We start from the raw sequence: 16,821 nt of genomic DNA on the forward strand, positions 1-16,821 counted from the left end.
TACATGATGATTACAGGAATAGCTGAAAGCATATTGCCCGGCGGTGAGACGCTTGTGCGCACAGAGGGGCATACGATGCTGGTGGCCAATGCCGTGCCGGGCGACGAATTGTCTGTTCGCCCGTTACAAAAGCGGCGCGGCGTGCTGCGCGGCGAAATCACGACGGTGAACAAGCCCGGCCCGCAGCGGGTTAGCGCTGAGTGCCCCGTGGCAGGCGAGTGTGGCGGCTGTGCGCTGCAGTTCCTTGCCCCTCAGAGTCATGCAGCACTTAAGTCGGCATGGGTGCATGATGCCTTCCGCGCACTGATCGGAGTCCAGACACAATGGGTGGAGGCTGAGACGGTTGCCGCTGCATCGCGCAGGCGTGTGCACTGGATGGTGAACCGCGATGAGCAGGGCAGTTTTGCCGGTTTTTATGCACATGCCAGTCACCGGGTGATTCGCCATGAACAATGCATGGTGCTCACGCCCGGACTGCAACGCCTGCACAGTGAGTTGCTGCAGCACCCTGCACTGCTTAGTGGTGTCCAAGGCATTCAGGCTCTGGAGTTGGCGGATGGTATGCATGTTGTGCTTGAAGGCGCGATTACAGAGGCCTCCGGTCTGCCGCTGATGTGTGCCGATCTGCCTGTGCAGTGGTGGCGGCGACAGGATGATGTAACGCGGCCGCTGAACCGGCCTGTACAGCGTTTCCATGACCGTCTGCCGGCCGGAGAGCAGGATATTCTGCTTGCCGTGGGGCCGGACGATTTTGTGCAGGGGCAGGAGGCCGGTAATCGCAAGCTGATTGCACTCATTCAGCAGTGGGCCGGCCCGGTTCGCCGTATTGCCGATCTCTTCTGCGGCATCGGCAACCTGTCGTTGCCGCTTGCGGTTGCCACCGGCGCTGAGCTCTTCGGCGCGGAGCTGAATCCGGCCAGCGTACGGGCTGCACAGACCAATGCAAAAAGGCTGGGAATAAATGCCTCTTTTGTGCAGGCCAACCTGTTCGAGGACTTTAATATGGAGCCCTATATCGGCGCAGACCTGCTGATCCTCGACCCGCCGCGTCGTGGCGCCAAACGCATCTGCAGCCGTATCACGCACCTGATGCCGAAACAGATTATCATGATTTCGTGCGACCCTGCAGCGGGTGCAAGAGACGGAGTAATGTTGCAGCAGCAGGGTTATCAGCTCAAGGCGCTGCAGGCGCTGGATCTGTTCGCCTATGCCGGTCATGTCGAATCGCTCTCGCTGTGGGAGCGTGCGTGAAATTATGTTTTGCCTTGCTGGCCGCCTGCCTGTTGCTGACAGCCTGTCACGGGCAGGATCGGGAAGAGGGCGTGTTGCGTGTCGGGCTGGCCCACATGCCGGCAACGCTCGATCCCCGTTTCGCCACCGATGCTGCATCGGTACGGGTACAGGAGCTGTTGCATCGCGGCCTGTTGCGGCTGGATGAGAGCTTTCATCTGCAGGGTGATCTGGCCACCGGTTGGGAGCAGCCGGAGCCGCTGTTGTGGCGATTTACGCTCAGGCCGGGTCTGCACTTTTCCGACGGGACGCCACTGACGGCGGCCGATGTGGCAGCCACGCTCTCCGCGGTGCTGAACCCGGCTCTGGCCAGCCCGTTGCGCGCCGGTTTTGCTGCGGTCAGCCAGGTGGAGGCCGAGGGTCGTGGTGTGGTTCTTATTCATCTGAAGCGGCCTGACGCCTCGTTGCTGACGCGGCTGACATTGGGCATTTTGCCGGCATCGATTGCCGCACTGCCGCAGCAGGCCCGCACGACAACAGGATGCGGCGCTTACAGGGTGCGGCTGTGGGATCAGCATGGCCTGACACTGGAGCGGGTGGACCTGCATAGCCGGGTGCGGGTTATTCACTTTACTGCCGTCAAAGATCCGGTGACGCGGTTATTAAAACTGACCCGCGGCGAACTGGACTTCGTGCAGAATGATCTGCCGCCGCATCTGTTATCCTACGTGCGCAAGCAAGCGTCACTGACGATGCAGACGCGTCCCTCAACGACATTCTCCTATATCGGTCTGAATTTGCAGGACAAGCGTCTGAAAGATGTGCGGGTTCGGCGTGCGCTCGCTCTGGCGCTGGATCGGAATACCTTGAAACGTGCACTGTTTGCCGATCTGCCGGTACTGGCGGAAACTGTATTGACGCCGGCCCACTGGGCGGCAACCAAACTGCCGCGGATTCCGTTTGATCCGAAACTGGCGGAAACACTGCTGGATCAGGCAGGCATGCGACGCGGAGCGGATGGTATCCGCTTTTCACTGAACTATCGCACCAGCACCGATCCCGCCCGTTTGCAACTGGCTACGGCCGTTGCCGCCATGTGGCGGCGGATCGGTATCGATGTGCATATCGAATCACTGGAGTGGGGTGGTTTTTATGCCCGTATCAAGCAGGGTGATTTTCAGGTCTTTTCGCTGGCATGGGTGGGCAGCAGCGACCCGGATATCTACCGCTGGATACTACACTCGTCGATGTGGCCGCCGCACGGCTCCAATCGCGGCCGCTATGCCAACCCGCAGGTGGATGCATGGCTGGATCAGGCGGCCGAAAGCGCAAGTCAGCAGCAGCGACAGCTCCTCTATGCACGGGTAGAGAAACAGATGCATGCGGATATGGTCTATATCCCGTTATGGTATGATCCGGTTATTGCTGTCAGCGGCCCCCGTGTCAAAGGCTTCAGGCCGCAACCCAATGGCAGTCTGCTGGGACTAAAAGATATTTTTCTGACCGAGTCTAAATCTGACCGGTAATCAGTCGACTTACTGCCTCTATTTCCAGATAGCAGTGTCGCCGATGTTGCGACTGCACCACTAAACGACTACTCTCTATAAGCATGTGAGATCGTTTTTATGCGGGGTAGTGAATTCATGAAACGCGGCGATCAACAATATAATGCCCTGGCCGAACGGATTGGCCGGCTGCATCTTCAGCAGCGGCTGGGTATTGAACAGGAACATGTAAAACAGATTTTCGGTCGGGGCCGGAATTTTTTCCATATTGAAAACTGGTATTCCGTGCATGCACTGATGCGCCTGTGCTTTCGTCTGGCCGGTATCTATGAGCGGGGCAGGCATAACGCCGCCGATATACGTGTTTGTGAAAATGAGGTATTTATCCCTGATCTGCCTGCCGGACTTGATGGCTTTACCATTCTGCAGCTAAGCGATATCCACGTGGATATGAGTGATGCGATATCCCGTGCGCTGAATCAACGGGTAACTACGGTGAAATATGACCTGTGCGTCATTACCGGCGATTTTCGTGCCCGTACATATGGCTCATTTGATGCGGTATTGCAGGGCATGGTCAAGCTCAAGTCTGCACTGAAAGGAGAGGTGCTGGGGATTCTCGGCAACCACGACTTTATTGAGATGGTGCCGGGCCTGGAGGAACTGGGCGTTCGCATGCTGCTTAATGAGTCGGCCCTGATCGAACATAATGGCGAGCATTTATATGTCGTCGGGGTGGATGATACACACTATTATCAGGTAGATAATCTGGATAAAGCGGCATCCGCCATTCCTGCCGAGTCGATCACCATCCTGCTTTCACATTCGCCGGAGTTGTATCGACAGGCGGCACATTCGGATATCAATTTAATGCTTAGCGGCCACACCCATGGCGGTCAGGTTTGCCTGCCCGGTGGTTTCGCTTTGACTTATAACATCAATGCTCCGCGTCGAATGGGCCGGGGAGTTTGGCGGTATCACGGCTTGCAAGGGTATACCTCGGTCGGTAGCGGCACATGCGTGGTGGATGTACGCTATAATTGTCCGCCGGAAATCACTTTGCACCGATTACGGTGTGGTGGTCAGGGTGGATGATCAATAGGGGCGACTGCGCAAGCGGAAGTGATACAGCAGTCGGGAAACAAGCAGATCAAATAACAAAAAAACCGTGCAGAGCGCGAGGATAATCGGGAGCGAAAGGTTGTAGCTGCCAGCCATGGCCAGCAGCGGCAGAAAGCTCTCAGGTATCTGATCCAGTCCGACAGCCATGCCGCCCGGCTGAATATCCATACGACGTTTGATAAGGCTGGACAGGGCATCGCCAGCCATGGCCGCACATGCGATGATAGCACCATCTGCTGCCGGCACCCCAGTCAGCTGAGCTGTCAGGGTAGTGATTGCAATGGCAAGCACTACACCGCGAACGGTGACATGGTTTCCAAACAGACGCTTTCCATCAGACAACTTCAGGCCGTGATCCAGAGGGTGAGCGAATAATTGCCCAAACAGGGCTGTGCCGAGCAGAGGCATCCCGTTGGCGATGATCACCAGAATCAGCAGTTTGAGTTCGATCATCGCCATGCCTTACTATATCACTATCTGGCATAAAATAATGCATTTGGCGGCGACAGCAGGGTCAGCGCTTATCAGGGAGGTGATGAGTTGATGTATGGCGGACGTTTATGCATCGACATTCTTATCTGGTGGGAGTATAAATGCAGCAGGCGAAGAGCTGGTTTCCACGCTCGTTCAGAAGGAGTGATATGAACATACCTGATTTCCATCTCAGATTGCGACGTGTGGGTATTGATACCTATAAGGAGAATGTCGCCTATCTGCATCGGGACTGCCCGATCTATCGCGCCGAAGGGTTTCAGGCGCTGGCCAAGGTGCAGATCAATAGCACGGCCATGGATCAACAGGTGCTGGCCGTACTCAATGTGGCCAGCGACGAACGTATTATGGCGACGGATGAGCTTGGACTCAGCGAGCAGGCCTTTGAGCAGCTGGGGCTGGCTGAAGGTGAGACCGTCTGTATCAGTCATGCCATACCGCCGGAATCACTCAATGCCGTACACCGGAAAATTGCCGGCGAGCATCTGGATGGAGCTGATTTTACCGGCATCATGCAGGATGTGGTGGATAACCGCTATTCACGCATGGAGATGTCCGCCTTTCTGGTGGCCTGCAGCGAGAATGGCATGGAGCGAGATGAGATCCTCGCGCTGACTCAAGCTATGGTCGATACCGGTGAGCGACTGGACTGGGGCGAGCCGCTGGTGGCCGACAAGCACTGTATCGGCGGTATTCCGGGCAACCGGACGACGATGCTGGTGGTGCCGATTGTCGCGGCCCACGGCATGCTGATTCCGAAAACATCCAGCCGCGCCATTACCTCGCCGTCAGGTACGGCCGATACGATGGAGACGCTGGCCCATGTCCAGCTCAACCTTGCCCGGTTGCGCAAGATTGTCCGACACGAGCGCGGTTGTCTGGCATGGGGCGGTACGGCGCGTCTGGCTCCGGCCGATGATATGCTGATCTCCGTTGAGCGGCCCCTGGCGCTGGATTCACCCGGCCAGATGGTGGCCTCGATTCTCTCCAAGAAAATTGCCGCCGGCTGTACGCATCTGCTGATCGATATCCCGGTCGGGCCGTCGGCCAAGGTACACGGCATGAATGATGCGCTACGACTGCGCAAGATGTTTGAATATGTCGGTGATCGATCCGGTTTGAATCTGGAGGTGGTGATCACCAACGGCGAGCAGCCGATCGGGCGAGGTATCGGACCGGTGCTTGAAGCGCGCGATGTGATTCTGGTGCTGGAAAACGATCCGGAGGCACCTTCCGATCTGCGGGAGAAGGCGCTGAGGCTGGCCGGCCGTATTCTGGAGTTTGATCCGGATGTGCGTGGCGGGCAGGGCTATGCCATCGCACGGGATATTCTTGAAACAGGACGGGCGATGAAAAAGATGCAGGCGATTATTGCTGCGCAGGGTATGAATAAAACAGCAATGAAACCGGGAGTGCTGGTAAAAGAGATACTCGCTTCGGAAAGTGGTTATGTGACCGGTATCGATAACCTGCAGATGGCGCGCATTGCCCGTTTGGCCGGTGCTCCGATGGATAAGGGGGCGGGGGTTGATCTGCTTAAGAAACTGGGTGACCCGGTCAGCGAGGGTGAAGCGCTCTATCGCATCCATGCCGAATTTCCTTCCGATTTCGAGTTCGCACAGGATCTGGCTGCCAAGGGTGACGGATATACGATAGGGGCCGTACCGCCAGCACCGCGCTACTTCCCGGCGCTGTGACATGACCTCCGATATGGTGGTACTGAGCTTTCCGGATGCAGCAGGTCAGGCATCGATGCTGGCTGCTTCGCTGTTAAGTGAGCAGGGCAGGGTATCTGCTGCCGAAATCACTGTTCACCGCTTCCCCGATGGCGAGAGCCGTGTTGCCGTGCCCGTACCGTTGCCGGATCATGTCGTGATCCTCTGCAGCCTGAATCAACCGAATGAGAAGCTGATCGAGTTGTTGCTGGCGGCCTCAGCAGCCCGCGCTAACGGCGTGAAACGGCTGATACTGGTGGCGCCTTACCTCTGTTATATGCGGCAGGATACGGCTTTTCACCCCGGTGAGGCGATCAGCCAGCAGGTGATCGGCATGCTGCTGGCCGATGCCTTCGACGGTGTTGTGACGGTTGATCCGCACCTGCACCGGGTGCATCAGCTGAAACAGGCGATTCCTGCATCTAAAGCTCTGGCACTCTCGGCCACTGTTTTGATGGGCGATTTCATTGCTAGCCGCGTTGAGCAGCCGTTGCTGCTTGGGCCTGATGAGGAGTCCCAGCAATGGGTGGATGCCATTGCCGCCGGCCGCGGATTCGATGTGGCCGTAGCGGAGAAGCAGCGTCTGGGTGACAGCGATGTACAAATCCATCTGCCGGCGGATATCAGCGTCGCCGGTCGCCATATTGTGCTGGTCGATGATGTGGCCAGCACCGGCCGCACACTGCTGGCTGCAGTCGAGGCTGCAAAGGCTGCCGGCGCTGCATCGGTTTCTGCGATCATCACGCATGCGCTGTTTGCCGGTGATGCCTGGCCGCGATTGCAGGCGGCGGAGCTCGATGCCATCTGGAGTACCGACAGCATCGTCCACTCCAGCAACGTCATCAGTCTGGCACCGCTTCTGGCTAATGGTGTGAACTCCTGTTTGTAAGCCTGTATCTAATTATCATGCTCAGGCAGGTGTAGTCTGGATATCCGGGTCAGAATTTCAGCCTGACCTGAATGGAGTCACCAATGGCTAATATAACATCGTTAAAGCAGCTTACTTGCTTTCAGAGCAACTCGGCTTTGAAGCGGAGTGTCAGTTTACGATTGGTTAGAAGCGGAGGGCAAAATCCATCGATATGGAAAGCTTCTGTCGAACCAATAAGGTGGCAGGTGATTGATGTATTATATTGTTGAAACTGACAAATCATTTGATCAGGTCGCCATGGATCTCGAAGTATCGGTAAAACGCAATGGCTTCGGGGGCCTGCAACACTGGTTCAGATAGCAGGGGGACGTGGAAGAAAAGATCATTCAGATGGTAGATGATGCAAAGTAGATGCCCTGCATAACGGGAGGGTTTCAGGCAATCACATTTCAGGTGTATAAAAATCCGCCCGAAAGAGGTGGCTGTTGAATAGCTCTGTCAGAGCAGATTCCATTGCCGGTTGAAAACGAGCCAGCTTTTCATTTACGTGGCAGTTATGTTTGTTTTAGCGGGGCTTATGACTATTTGGATAACATCTAATACATTCTTAATAGAGGACGACTAAGCTTGCTCAATGAGTGATGATACAAATAATATATTGCAGCGCGGCCTGGAGAATATTCAATCCCCGTTTTCAAACTTCATACGTGCGCAGACCACATCCAGTCTGTTTCTTCTGGTCGCCACGGTTGCAGCTCTGTGGTGGGCAAACTCTGATTACTCTGCTACCTACGAGAACCTGATACACACATCGGTTGGTTTCTTTGTCGGCGAGTTCGAGCTGCACGCTTCACTCAAGTACATTATTAATGATGGTTTGATGGTGGTATTTTTCTTCCTGCTAGGCCTTGAGATCAAACGGGAAGCCCTGGCCGGAGATCTCGCTCAACCCGAAAATCGACGTATGCTGATTGTCTGTGCCGTCGGTGGAATGGTTTGTCCGGCTGTGATTTATTCCCTGTTCAACTGGTCACATGGCTCACAGCTTGGATGGGGTATCCCGATGGCGACGGATACGGCATTTGCGTTAGGTGTGCTCACCCTGGTCAGAAAACATATTCCCACTGCTCTGTTAGCTTTTATCGTGGGTCTCGCCATTGTTGATGATATCGGCGCCATACTGGTGATTGCATTGTTCTATACACAGGAGATATCGGTAACATTTCTGTTCACTTCATTTACGCTGATCGCGTTTTTGGGCGTGGCTAATTATGCAGGTGTCCGCCAACCTCTTTTCTATGTCATCGTAGGTGTTGCCGCCTGGTGGACGATGCTTAAATCCGGTGTCCATCCCACGTTTGCCGGTGTGGCGATTGCTTTGACGATACCTGCGCGGCCATTGTTAGCGCCCGGTAAATTACTGAATAAAGCGAAATCTAAAATCAATTCAATGCAAAATCATGCGGGTCAGGTCGATGTTCTCGGTAGTCGTCAGGATCATGAACAGGTGCTGAAGATCCGTGATTATGCGGAACGCGCGAGCACGCCTCTACGTCGCTGGGAAGATGCGCTGGATTTGCCCGTTGCACTGTTTGTTTTGCCACTGTTTGCGCTGGCTAATGCCGGCGTGGCGTTTAACGCAAGTTCATTTATTGAAAGCCTTCAGCATCCAATTGGGTTGGGCATTGTTACCGGGCTTGTAGTCGGTAAATTTATTGGTATTTCAGGTGCATGCTGGCTTTGCCTGCGCTACAAAATCGGGTGTCTGCCGGATGCTATTAATATTCACCACGTCATAGGTGTGTCACTGATAGCCGGTATCGGCTTTACCATGTCCACATTTATTGCCACGCTGGGGTTTGATGCGCAACCCGTGCATCTCCATAGCGCCAAGACATCGATTTTGTTTGCCTCGGTTATTTCTGCAATGCTTGGTCTGTTATATATCCGTTTTGTTTCTACAAAAGGCAGATAAATACACACGTAATTCGTTATCAGAACACACCGCAGGCTTGCAGAGAGAACAACGTTATGGTTCAGATAGCAGGGCGCATGCAGGAAAAAATCATTCAGATGGTAGATGAGACAAGGTAAACGCCGTGATTCTGACAGCCCCAATCGGAAGGCACCTTTGGTTAGGGCAAACCGTGGTTAGGTCGGTAGGATTCCCAACTGACCGAGCATCCCCAGTGAATCCATCTGCTCCCACTCCTGCGCAACCTTACCGCCTTCGATGCGGTACAAGTTAATGCCTGAAACAGATACCTTTTTGCCAGTCGCCGGAGCGCCGTGGAATAGGCCCAGATGCGTCACTTCACCGCTCCAGCGGACCGCTACAAGCGATTCATTGCCCACGATACTTTCAACCGTGACGCGCCAGTCCGGAAATGCTTCACGTGTCCCAGCGAGAAACTGCTCCATTCCCGCCAAGTCGCGCGGAGGCTGGCCTCCTAAATGATAGGTGAACCCGGGGGCTGTCAGGTCCGAAAGCGCGGCTAAATTGCCGCAGTTCCAAACTTCCTCGATATATGTCGCAACAAGATCCTTCGCATTCATCTTTACCACCCCTTGTTTTGAGCTTGATACATATCGATTGAAGCCAGCCGCGCGCTAGTGCATCCGGACTGGACTGATCCGTTAGGCAAGTCGTGCCCCATTGGGAATTTGTCTATCAGGAACAGCCAATACAACATCTCCATTGTCCCGATGCAACCCTGTTACTAAACATTCAGACATCATTGGCCCAATTTGCTTTGGCGGAAAATTCACAACTGCCAGAACTTGTTTTCCGATGAGTTCTTCAGGAGTGTATAGAGCTGTTATTTGTGCGCTACTTTTCTTAACTCCCACTTTTTCACCAAAATCGACCATTAACTTATATGCTGGTTTGCGCGCTTCAGAAAAGTTACTGGCTTCGATTATTGTGCCTACAAGTAACTCCACTTTTTGAAAGTCATCCCATGAAATAGTATTCATCCTTATAAATCCAAAACCAATTTAGTTCACTCCCATTCGCTGTTATCTACGAGAACCTTTCCAAGAAAGTCACCACTTTCAAGTAGATCATGAGCTTCCGATATGTGTATCTGCATCGACGTAGGCTTTGAACGCAATCGTTTTCCTTTACAAGCAGGTGCTTACTGGGAGCAAATCTCAGGTACAGAAAAATCAGCCGATTCAGTTGCAAGCGTCTTTCGGGCAGCTGCAGGAAGAGGGCAGGTTAAACATGCTACGATCGCAAAGCCGGTGTTCGCCGGTAGCCGGGGATGCACTGTTTAACTCACATTGTTTGAATATATAAATCATGTTCTGAATCTGATCGCCTGTATAAGGCTTCCCGAGAAACAGGCAGACCTTATCCTGATAGCGAGCGGGAATATCCGGCTCACCGCTTAATATCGCAAACCTGATGGATGGGTCGATAGCGAGCACCTGCTCCATCATCTCATACCCGCTCATCTGTGGCATGTGTACATCGGTCAATACAGCGCTGGGTGCCTTGAACGCATCTGATCGGACATATTCGAGATATTCTGATGCGCTGGCAAAGGTCATCACATTGCAATCATAAATCTCAATCATGTCTACCAGCATTTCTCTAAGCATTTCGGAATCATCAACCACGTGAAACATCATAGCTCCCTTGGGCTATCTGATTATAGCAGTTTTTATGCAATCTGGTTGTTTGTTTTTATGACAAGCGTCCCGGTGTTTTTACACTGCAATGGTTACCAGTGACTCACGGACTCAGTCTGGTTGAAAGGCGGCGGACGCGACTCTTCATTAACGGAGGTGATACGTCTTGTTCCGGGATGATATGAGACCTGTTGCCTGGGAGGCATAAAAAAAGCCGCCCGAAAGGGGCGGCTTTTAACAGATTATGCTGACAAGTTTTATTAGTTACCGGTTGAGCAAACCAGTTCTTCTTCGACTTTACCGGACTCGATTTCATCGATGATTTTCTGGTAGTGCTCATTGACCGGGCAACCACAGGTATGCTGGCTGGTTGCATGCAAACGGGCCTGTTCAATATGCCACTGGGCTACTTTCAAGTGCTGATCTACATTCATGGGAATCACCTTTTTTTTATTTTCGGCTGGTTTGCCTTAATAGACGCAAGACTAACCATACGGTCGCTGAAAGACAAAACCGATTTAGCCGTTAAATATGTTCGCGTGTTTTGTGGAAGGTGACATCCGGCCACTGCTCAATGGTATAATTCAATTTCCACAAGCTCGGTGCCAGATAAGCCAGGAACCCGTCACCGTCTTCGGCCAGGTTCATCTCAAACAGGCGGCGGAACTCGGCCATCTTCTTTTCATCTTCGCAGGTGACCCAGCGTGCCACCTGAAAATCGGTGGAGACATAATCGGCATCCACGCGGTATTCCGTTTTCAGTCGCTCCACAGTTACATCAAACTGCAACACACCGACCGCGCCCAGGATGTAATCACCGGTGAGCAGGGTTTTGAAGATCTGTACTGCACCCTCTTCGGAGAGCTGAACCAGTCCCTTGTGCAGTTGTTTGCGCTTCATCGGATCTTTCAGACGAACGCGACGGAACAACTCCGGTGCAAAGTTCGGGATACCGGTGAATTTCAGAGGCTCACGGGTGGTGAAGGTATCACCGATTTTGATCGTGCCGTGATTGTGAATACCGATAATATCGCCGGCATAGGCCTCTTCGACATGGGAGCGATCCTGTGCCATAAAAATCGTGGCATTGGGGATCTTGATATCCTTGCCGATACGATGGTGGCGCACGCTCATGCCCCGCTCGAATCGACCGGAACAGATGCGGAAGAATGCAATGCGGTCACGATGGGCCGGATCCATGTTTGCCTGAATCTTGAAACAGAAGCCGGAGAAATCCGGTTCATCCGGCGTCACGGTGCGCTCCACCGCTTCGCGCGGGCCGGGAGCAGGGGAGAGCTCGACAAAGGCATCGAGCAGCTCCTTGACGCCGAAGTTATTGATGGCGGATCCGAAAAAGACCGGTGTCTGGCTGCCGGCAAGAAAGTGATCGAGATCAAACGGGTCAGCCGCACCCTCCAGCAGCTCGATATCCCCGCGCAGCTCATCGGCCTGATGGCCGAGAATCTCGTCGAGTTTGGGGTCGCTCAGGTCGTCAATACGGATGGTTTCGAAATCGGACGTTTCCATGCCGGCCGTAAACAGGTGTAGCTCCTTTTTATACAGGTTGTAAACGCCGCGAAACGCTTTACCCATACCGATCGGCCAGGAGAGCGGCGTGCACTCAATTTGCAGCTTCTCCTCAATCTCGGTCAACAGATCCAGCGGTTCCTGTCCCTCGCGATCAAGTTTGTTGATGAATGTGACGATGGGCGTATTGCGCATGCGACAGACTTCCATCAACTTTTCCGTTTGCGGCTCCACGCCCTTGGCCGAGTCGATAACCATCATGGCCGAGTCGACGGCGGTCAGCACGCGATAGGTATCTTCGGAGAAGTCCTGATGGCCCGGGGTGTCGAGCAGATTGATTTCGAAATCGCGGTAATTGAACTTCATCACCGAGGAGGCGACCGAAATACCGCGCTCCTGCTCAATTTTCATCCAGTCGGAGGTGGCATGGCGTGTGGCCTTGCGGGCTTTGACGGCACCGGCCATCTGGATAGCGCCGCCGAACATCAGCAGCTTTTCAGTCAGCGTGGTTTTACCGGCATCCGGATGTGAAATAATGCCGAATGTGCGCCGTTTTGCGATTTCCCTGGTCAGACTCATGCGTTTTGCTCCAAACCTCTTTCTCTGCTTATATAAAGGCGGCGCAGTGTAGCGAAGTTGGAGGCGGATGTGGATGACTTACTAAGATGTGAGCACTGGCAGCTTGATATCCTGATCCATCATGCAGCCGTCACATAGTCACCACTATCGCATGCCTTGTTGCCATACCTATGGCATCAAAGCATTTGCTTATTGTAGTTTACCATGGATATGCCCCGCCTTGTCCACGCGCATCAGTAACACCGACGACGGCCGCTCAGGGGGAGTGGCATTAACGAAGAGCGCCGTGCTCCAGGCATCGGCGAGCATGGCCGATGGCGCCATCACCGTGGTGCTCTGGTTTTGCATGGCAGGCCAGCCGGTTTTTGGGGAGAGAATATGGTGATATCGTTTTCCCTGATAGATGAAGAAGCGCTCGTAATCGCCTGATGTAACGATGCTTTTATCACCTTTTAGATCCAGCTCTGCGAGTACGCCGCCGGGTTTGCGCGGGTCGCGTATACCGATGCGCCACGGGCGTTTGCCATGGCTGCCGATCAGACGAAGATCACCGCCGGCATTGATGATGGCATTGGTAATACCGTGCTGCCTGAGTACCTCAATACCGCGGTCAATGGCATAACCCTTGGCAATGCCGCCAAAGTCCAGCTGACAGCGCCTATCGGTACGCAGCCACTGCGCGCCGCTGCGCCTGATGCAGTGAGATGGGGGCACTGCGGCACGGATGGCGTCGGCCGACGGCGGAGAGGCGGGCGGAGGATCAAGAGAAAACCCCCACAGCAGATTCAGTCCGCCCAGTGCCGGATCAAATGCGCCGCCGCTTTGCTGTTGCACGTGCAGTGCTATACCCAGTACATAGCTGACTTCATCGGGCAGCGTGACCGGTGTATTTGGCGCCTCTTTGTTGAACGCTTTAACGGCGTTGGGCTGATCACCATAAATGGTGAATGTATCTTCAATGCGCTGCATTTCATCGGCAGCTGCGCTTATGGCCTGCTCGGCCTTATCCTGATCGACTCCGCTGACAGTATAGTCAACCAGGGTTCCCATCAGAAAACGGGTTTCATGCACATCGGACGGTCCGCTGCAGGCGGTGAGCAGTAGCAGGGTGAATAACAGGCTTTGGGGCAGCCGTAATAGCGGAGAATACATGCGATCATTCTTGTGATCGTCGGGCGAGTGACAAGAGTGAATATTTGTCCGTCTTGCCAACCCCGGCCAAATACCCGATGATTCCGCTCGGTTATAGCGGTGATCGATGAGTCCCGTATGATCGAATGCTGGTTTTCAAGGCACCGTGAAACAGAGTGCCTGCCATATGAGGTGAATCATGTCCGTAGTTCTTACTGAAGCAGCCGCACAGAAAGTGCATGGGTTGATGGAGAATGAGAGTAACGATCTGAATCTGCGCGTGTTCGTGTCCGGCGGCGGTTGCTCCGGTTTTCAGTACGGGTTCACGTTTGAAGAAGAGGTCAAGGAGAACGATACCGTGATTGATTCCAACGGCGTACGCCTGCTGGTGGATCAGATGAGTCTGGATCTGCTGGACGGTGCGGAGATTGATTATCAGACCAGTATCCAGGGCGAGTCCTTTGTGATCCGTAACCCCAATGCGGCATCTACCTGTGGTTGTGGTAAATCATTTACACCATCGGAAAGCGGAGCAGGCTGCTCGAACGCCGGTTACTAGCCCGAGAGAAAGATCAGGTTGAGGCAGGTTTTGCGTGCAGACACGAAAACCTGCCTCATATTTAATAATTACCCGTTAAAAATGATAGCGCACGGCGGCGGTAAACAGACTGGCCTCCAGCCCCTTGAAGTTGGTACTGATCGTGGCGGCGGTGTTCTTCGGCTTGCTGAGCATATGTGACCACTCAATTCCGGCCGAGTAATCATCATTGAGCTGGTAATCGAGTCCGAGTCCGTAAGCATAACCGATGCGGTTTTTGCTCTGCTTTGTACCACCAGTTGGCTGATAGGTTGTGTGTACGACGGCAAAGCCGATTAGTGCATAGCCGGTCAGGTTAGTGGTAAACGGATACTGGGGTTTCAGATAGTGGGCCACGAAATCCATACGCCGTTTTGCCGGAGCCGGCAGATTACTGGTTTGACTGGCTGTTGCTCCCAGTCGTACCTCTGCGCCAAAATACTCACTGAAATGATGGCCGATCTGTAGGTAGCTGCCGAAAACAGCTTTTTTATTTAACCCGTTGCCGAGATTTATGGCGCCTGCGCCCAGTCCGACATAATGTGATCCGGCAGCCCACGCAGGCATGCTGAAGGTCAGTGCAAGCAGTGTGGTGATAGTAGCGATGATCCGATGTTTCATATGTGCTCCTCTGTTTTTTGCGGCGCAATATAGCTGCAGGAAAGCGTATGAGAACCACAGCAGTTACATGGATATCGGGCATGTTAAACCGGATCTGATGGCCGCACTCTGTCTTTAGCTGACTTCGCGGTTAGAGTGCGCACAACTTTACGATAAATGTATCATCATGGGATTGCTCGAATGGAAAGCTATTACGTAACCACACCGATTTATTATGTGAATGATGAGCCGCACCTGGGCCATATCTATACGACGATTGCCGCCGATGTGCTGGCGCGTTATCAGCGTATGGCAGGCCGCGATGTGTTTTTTCTGACCGGTGTGGATGAGCACGGGCAGAAGGTGCAGCAGGCGGCGGAAGCACGCGGTATTGAACCGATTGAGCTGGCCGACCAGGTGGTTGAGCGCTATCAGAGTTTGTGGCCCGAACTGGCCATTACCAACGATGATTTTATCCGTACCAGTTCCGATCGTCATCGCAGAGGTGTACAGGCGATGTGGCGTCGGCTGGAAAATGCCGGTGCGATTTATAAGGGGTTCTACGAGGACTGGTACTGTGTGCCGTGCGAAACCTACTGGACGGAAACCCAGCTCAATGATGCCGATTGCTGGGAAGAGAAGCATTGCCCGGACTGCAAACGAGCGGTGGAGAAGGTACAGGAGGAGTCCTATTTCTTTCGTCTGAGCGCCTATCAGGATCGTTTGCTGGAATATATCAACGCCAACCCCGACTTCATCGGGCCGGCCTCCCGCCGGAATGAAGTGCTGCGCTTTGTCGAGTCGGGGCTCAACGACCTCTCTGTTTCGCGTACAACCTTCTCCTGGGGCGTACCGGTACCCGGCGATGAAAAACATGTGATTTATGTCTGGATCGATGCGCTGACCAATTATTTGTCAGCACTCGGTTTTCCGGATCAGGAACTGCCGAAATACTGGCCTGCCGATGTACACCTGATCGGCAAGGATATTCTGCGGTTCCATGCGATTTACTGGCCTTGCATGTTGATGGCTGCCGATCTGCCATTGCCGCAGCGGCTCTTTGCCCACGGCTGGTGGACGGTCGAAGGCGAGAAGATGAGTAAGTCGAAGGGCAATGCGCTGCGTCCGGCCGATTTGCTGGAGCAGTATGATGCCGATGTCATCCGCTATTTCCTGCTGCGTGAGGTGCCATTTGGTCAGGATGGCGATTTCTCGTTCAGCGCGATGAAACAGCGCTACAACTCCGATCTGGCCAATGATGTCGGCAACCTGCTCAATCGATCTCTGGCGATGCTGAACAAATATCGTGACGGCGTACTGGCCGAGCCCGGTGATGAGCAGGCTGTTGATCGTACCCTGATTGCCGATGTGGAGGGGATGCAGCGTGATGTTGCCGCACACATGAATAAACAGGCATTCCACCTGGCGCTGGAGCGGATCAGTGTGGTGGTGCGTCACGGTAACCGCTACGTTGAGGAGAATGCGCCGTGGTCGCTGGCCAAGGCCGGCGATGAGGCTCGCCTGAATACCGTGCTTTACCATCTTGCTGAGACGCTGCGACTGGTTGCCCTGCAACTGATGCCGTTTATGCCAGGCAAAATGAGTGCGATGCTGAACCAGATTCAGGGTGCCGAGTTGATGAGTCAGACGCTGACTTTTGCCAGCCATGGCGGGTGGGGATTGCTCAAGCCCGGTCATCAGTGTGAAAAGCCGCAACCGCTTTTTCCGCGTATGGATTAATAATAAGCATTAATGCTTCATTTATAAGTAATTGAAAAGAAACAACTAAAATCACGTCCTATCGCTGTTTTTCCGGGAGGGTGACATGCGACGGAT

The 16,821-nt window shown here is 53.8% G+C and carries 16 protein-coding genes; 8 read left to right on the plus strand and 8 right to left on the minus strand.

What is annotated here, in order from left to right; all coding sequences use genetic code 11:
- Positions 1-6: 6 nt before the first annotated feature.
- From SPV1_RS08705 to SPV1_RS08715, 3 genes are all read left to right on the plus strand, one after another.
- A complete protein-coding gene (locus SPV1_RS08705) occupies positions 7-1,251 on the plus strand; it encodes a class I SAM-dependent RNA methyltransferase (RefSeq protein WP_152909292.1) in 1,245 nt (414 codons plus the stop codon).
- On the plus strand, positions 1,248-2,756 hold the full coding sequence (locus tag SPV1_RS08710) for an ABC transporter substrate-binding protein (RefSeq protein ID WP_009850795.1): 1,509 nt from the start codon (positions 1,248-1,250) through the stop codon (positions 2,754-2,756). Before SPV1_RS08705 ends, SPV1_RS08710 begins: the two co-directional genes overlap by 4 nt.
- A 117-nt stretch (positions 2,757-2,873) precedes the next feature.
- Complete coding sequence (locus SPV1_RS08715; protein ID WP_009850797.1) at positions 2,874-3,830, plus strand: metallophosphoesterase; 957 nt, start codon at positions 2,874-2,876, stop codon at positions 3,828-3,830.
- Here the strand turns inward: SPV1_RS08715 and SPV1_RS08720 are convergent, their stop codons facing one another.
- The gene (locus tag SPV1_RS08720) at positions 3,831-4,310 is read right to left on the minus strand and encodes a CDP-archaeol synthase (protein ID WP_152909295.1); all 480 of its coding nucleotides are present in this window, start codon (positions 4,308-4,310) and stop codon (positions 3,831-3,833) included. It lies immediately after the preceding gene.
- 188 nt (positions 4,311-4,498) lie between these two features.
- On the opposite strand from SPV1_RS08720, the gene SPV1_RS08725 reads away from it, so the two are divergent.
- From SPV1_RS08725 to nhaA, 3 genes are all read left to right on the plus strand, one after another.
- Positions 4,499-6,046 (plus strand): thymidine phosphorylase family protein, encoded by a 1,548-nt coding sequence (locus SPV1_RS08725; protein ID WP_009850799.1) that lies wholly within the window; start codon positions 4,499-4,501, stop codon positions 6,044-6,046.
- 1 nt (position 6,047) lies between these two features.
- A complete protein-coding gene (locus SPV1_RS08730; protein WP_009850800.1) occupies positions 6,048-6,953 on the plus strand; it encodes a ribose-phosphate diphosphokinase in 906 nt (301 codons plus the stop codon).
- Between the two features lie 616 nt (positions 6,954-7,569).
- A complete protein-coding gene (gene nhaA, locus SPV1_RS08735; RefSeq protein ID WP_009850802.1) occupies positions 7,570-8,910 on the plus strand; it encodes a Na+/H+ antiporter NhaA in 1,341 nt (446 codons plus the stop codon).
- A 176-nt stretch (positions 8,911-9,086) separates the two neighbouring features.
- Here nhaA and SPV1_RS08740 read toward each other — a convergent pair whose 3' ends face one another.
- The 6 genes from SPV1_RS08740 to SPV1_RS08760 all read right to left on the minus strand — a co-directional run bounded on the left by SPV1_RS08740 (position 9,087) and on the right by SPV1_RS08760 (position 13,829).
- Entirely contained in the window at positions 9,087-9,491 is a 405-nt protein-coding gene (locus tag SPV1_RS08740; protein WP_009850803.1) for an ester cyclase, read from the minus strand.
- 81 nt (positions 9,492-9,572) lie between these two features.
- Complete coding sequence (locus tag SPV1_RS08745) at positions 9,573-9,911, minus strand: tRNA-binding protein (protein ID WP_009850804.1); 339 nt, start codon at positions 9,909-9,911, stop codon at positions 9,573-9,575.
- A 201-nt stretch (positions 9,912-10,112) separates the two neighbouring features.
- Positions 10,113-10,568, minus strand: coding sequence for a response regulator (locus tag SPV1_RS08750; protein ID WP_152909293.1), 456 nt, complete (start codon positions 10,566-10,568; stop codon positions 10,113-10,115).
- 263 nt (positions 10,569-10,831) lie between these two features.
- Positions 10,832-11,005, minus strand: coding sequence for a hypothetical protein (locus tag SPV1_RS14520; RefSeq protein ID WP_009850806.1), 174 nt, complete (start codon positions 11,003-11,005; stop codon positions 10,832-10,834).
- Positions 11,006-11,096: 91 nt separating this feature from the next.
- Complete coding sequence (locus SPV1_RS08755; RefSeq protein WP_009850807.1) at positions 11,097-12,677, minus strand: peptide chain release factor 3; 1,581 nt, start codon at positions 12,675-12,677, stop codon at positions 11,097-11,099.
- A gap of 189 nt (positions 12,678-12,866) precedes the next feature.
- Positions 12,867-13,829 carry an FAD:protein FMN transferase gene (locus tag SPV1_RS08760; RefSeq protein WP_009850808.1) on the minus strand — a complete coding sequence of 321 codons (963 nt, stop codon included), beginning with the start codon at positions 13,827-13,829 and terminating at the stop codon, positions 12,867-12,869.
- 178 nt (positions 13,830-14,007) lie between these two features.
- Here SPV1_RS08760 and erpA point away from each other — a divergent pair, with 178 nt between their 5' ends.
- Positions 14,008-14,367 carry an iron-sulfur cluster insertion protein ErpA gene (gene erpA, locus SPV1_RS08765; RefSeq protein WP_009850809.1) on the plus strand — a complete coding sequence of 120 codons (360 nt, stop codon included), beginning with the start codon at positions 14,008-14,010 and terminating at the stop codon, positions 14,365-14,367.
- Between the two features lie 75 nt (positions 14,368-14,442).
- Here erpA and SPV1_RS08770 read toward each other — a convergent pair whose 3' ends face one another.
- On the minus strand, positions 14,443-15,006 hold the full coding sequence (locus tag SPV1_RS08770) for a porin family protein (RefSeq protein WP_009850810.1): 564 nt from the start codon (positions 15,004-15,006) through the stop codon (positions 14,443-14,445).
- 180 nt (positions 15,007-15,186) lie between these two features.
- Here SPV1_RS08770 and metG point away from each other — a divergent pair, with 180 nt between their 5' ends.
- Positions 15,187-16,725, plus strand: a complete 1,539-nt coding sequence (gene metG / locus SPV1_RS08775; protein ID WP_009850811.1) for a methionine--tRNA ligase — start codon at positions 15,187-15,189, stop codon at positions 16,723-16,725.
- Positions 16,726-16,821 lie beyond the last annotated feature (96 nt).

It is taken from the genome of Mariprofundus ferrooxydans PV-1 (genome assembly GCF_000153765.1).
Classification (GTDB): domain Bacteria; phylum Pseudomonadota; class Zetaproteobacteria; order Mariprofundales; family Mariprofundaceae; genus Mariprofundus; species Mariprofundus ferrooxydans.

Bases quoted from the DNA above. Each gene is read 5' to 3' on its own strand.
- SPV1_RS08720 (WP_152909295.1), bottom strand. From the start codon at position 4,310: ATGATCGAACTCAAACTGCTGATTCTGGTGATCATCGCCAACGGGATG.
- SPV1_RS08760 (WP_009850808.1), bottom strand. From the start codon at position 13,829: ATGTATTCTCCGCTATTACGGCTGCCCCAAAGCCTGTTATTCACCCTG.
- erpA (WP_009850809.1), top strand. From the start codon at position 14,008: ATGTCCGTAGTTCTTACTGAAGCAGCCGCACAGAAAGTGCATGGGTTG.
- metG (WP_009850811.1), top strand. From the start codon at position 15,187: ATGGAAAGCTATTACGTAACCACACCGATTTATTATGTGAATGATGAG.
- SPV1_RS08755 (WP_009850807.1), bottom strand. From the start codon at position 12,677: ATGAGTCTGACCAGGGAAATCGCAAAACGGCGCACATTCGGCATTATT.
- SPV1_RS08730 (WP_009850800.1), top strand. From the start codon at position 6,048: ATGACCTCCGATATGGTGGTACTGAGCTTTCCGGATGCAGCAGGTCAG.
- SPV1_RS14520 (WP_009850806.1), bottom strand. From the start codon at position 11,005: ATGAATGTAGATCAGCACTTGAAAGTAGCCCAGTGGCATATTGAACAG.
- nhaA (WP_009850802.1), top strand. From the start codon at position 7,570: ATGAGTGATGATACAAATAATATATTGCAGCGCGGCCTGGAGAATATT.
- SPV1_RS08770 (WP_009850810.1), bottom strand. From the start codon at position 15,006: ATGAAACATCGGATCATCGCTACTATCACCACACTGCTTGCACTGACC.
- SPV1_RS08745 (WP_009850804.1), bottom strand. From the start codon at position 9,911: ATGAATACTATTTCATGGGATGACTTTCAAAAAGTGGAGTTACTTGTA.
- SPV1_RS08705 (WP_152909292.1), top strand. From the start codon at position 7: ATGATTACAGGAATAGCTGAAAGCATATTGCCCGGCGGTGAGACGCTT.
- SPV1_RS08715 (WP_009850797.1), top strand. From the start codon at position 2,874: ATGAAACGCGGCGATCAACAATATAATGCCCTGGCCGAACGGATTGGC.
- SPV1_RS08750 (WP_152909293.1), bottom strand. From the start codon at position 10,568: ATGTTTCACGTGGTTGATGATTCCGAAATGCTTAGAGAAATGCTGGTA.
- SPV1_RS08740 (WP_009850803.1), bottom strand. From the start codon at position 9,491: ATGAATGCGAAGGATCTTGTTGCGACATATATCGAGGAAGTTTGGAAC.
- SPV1_RS08725 (WP_009850799.1), top strand. From the start codon at position 4,499: ATGAACATACCTGATTTCCATCTCAGATTGCGACGTGTGGGTATTGAT.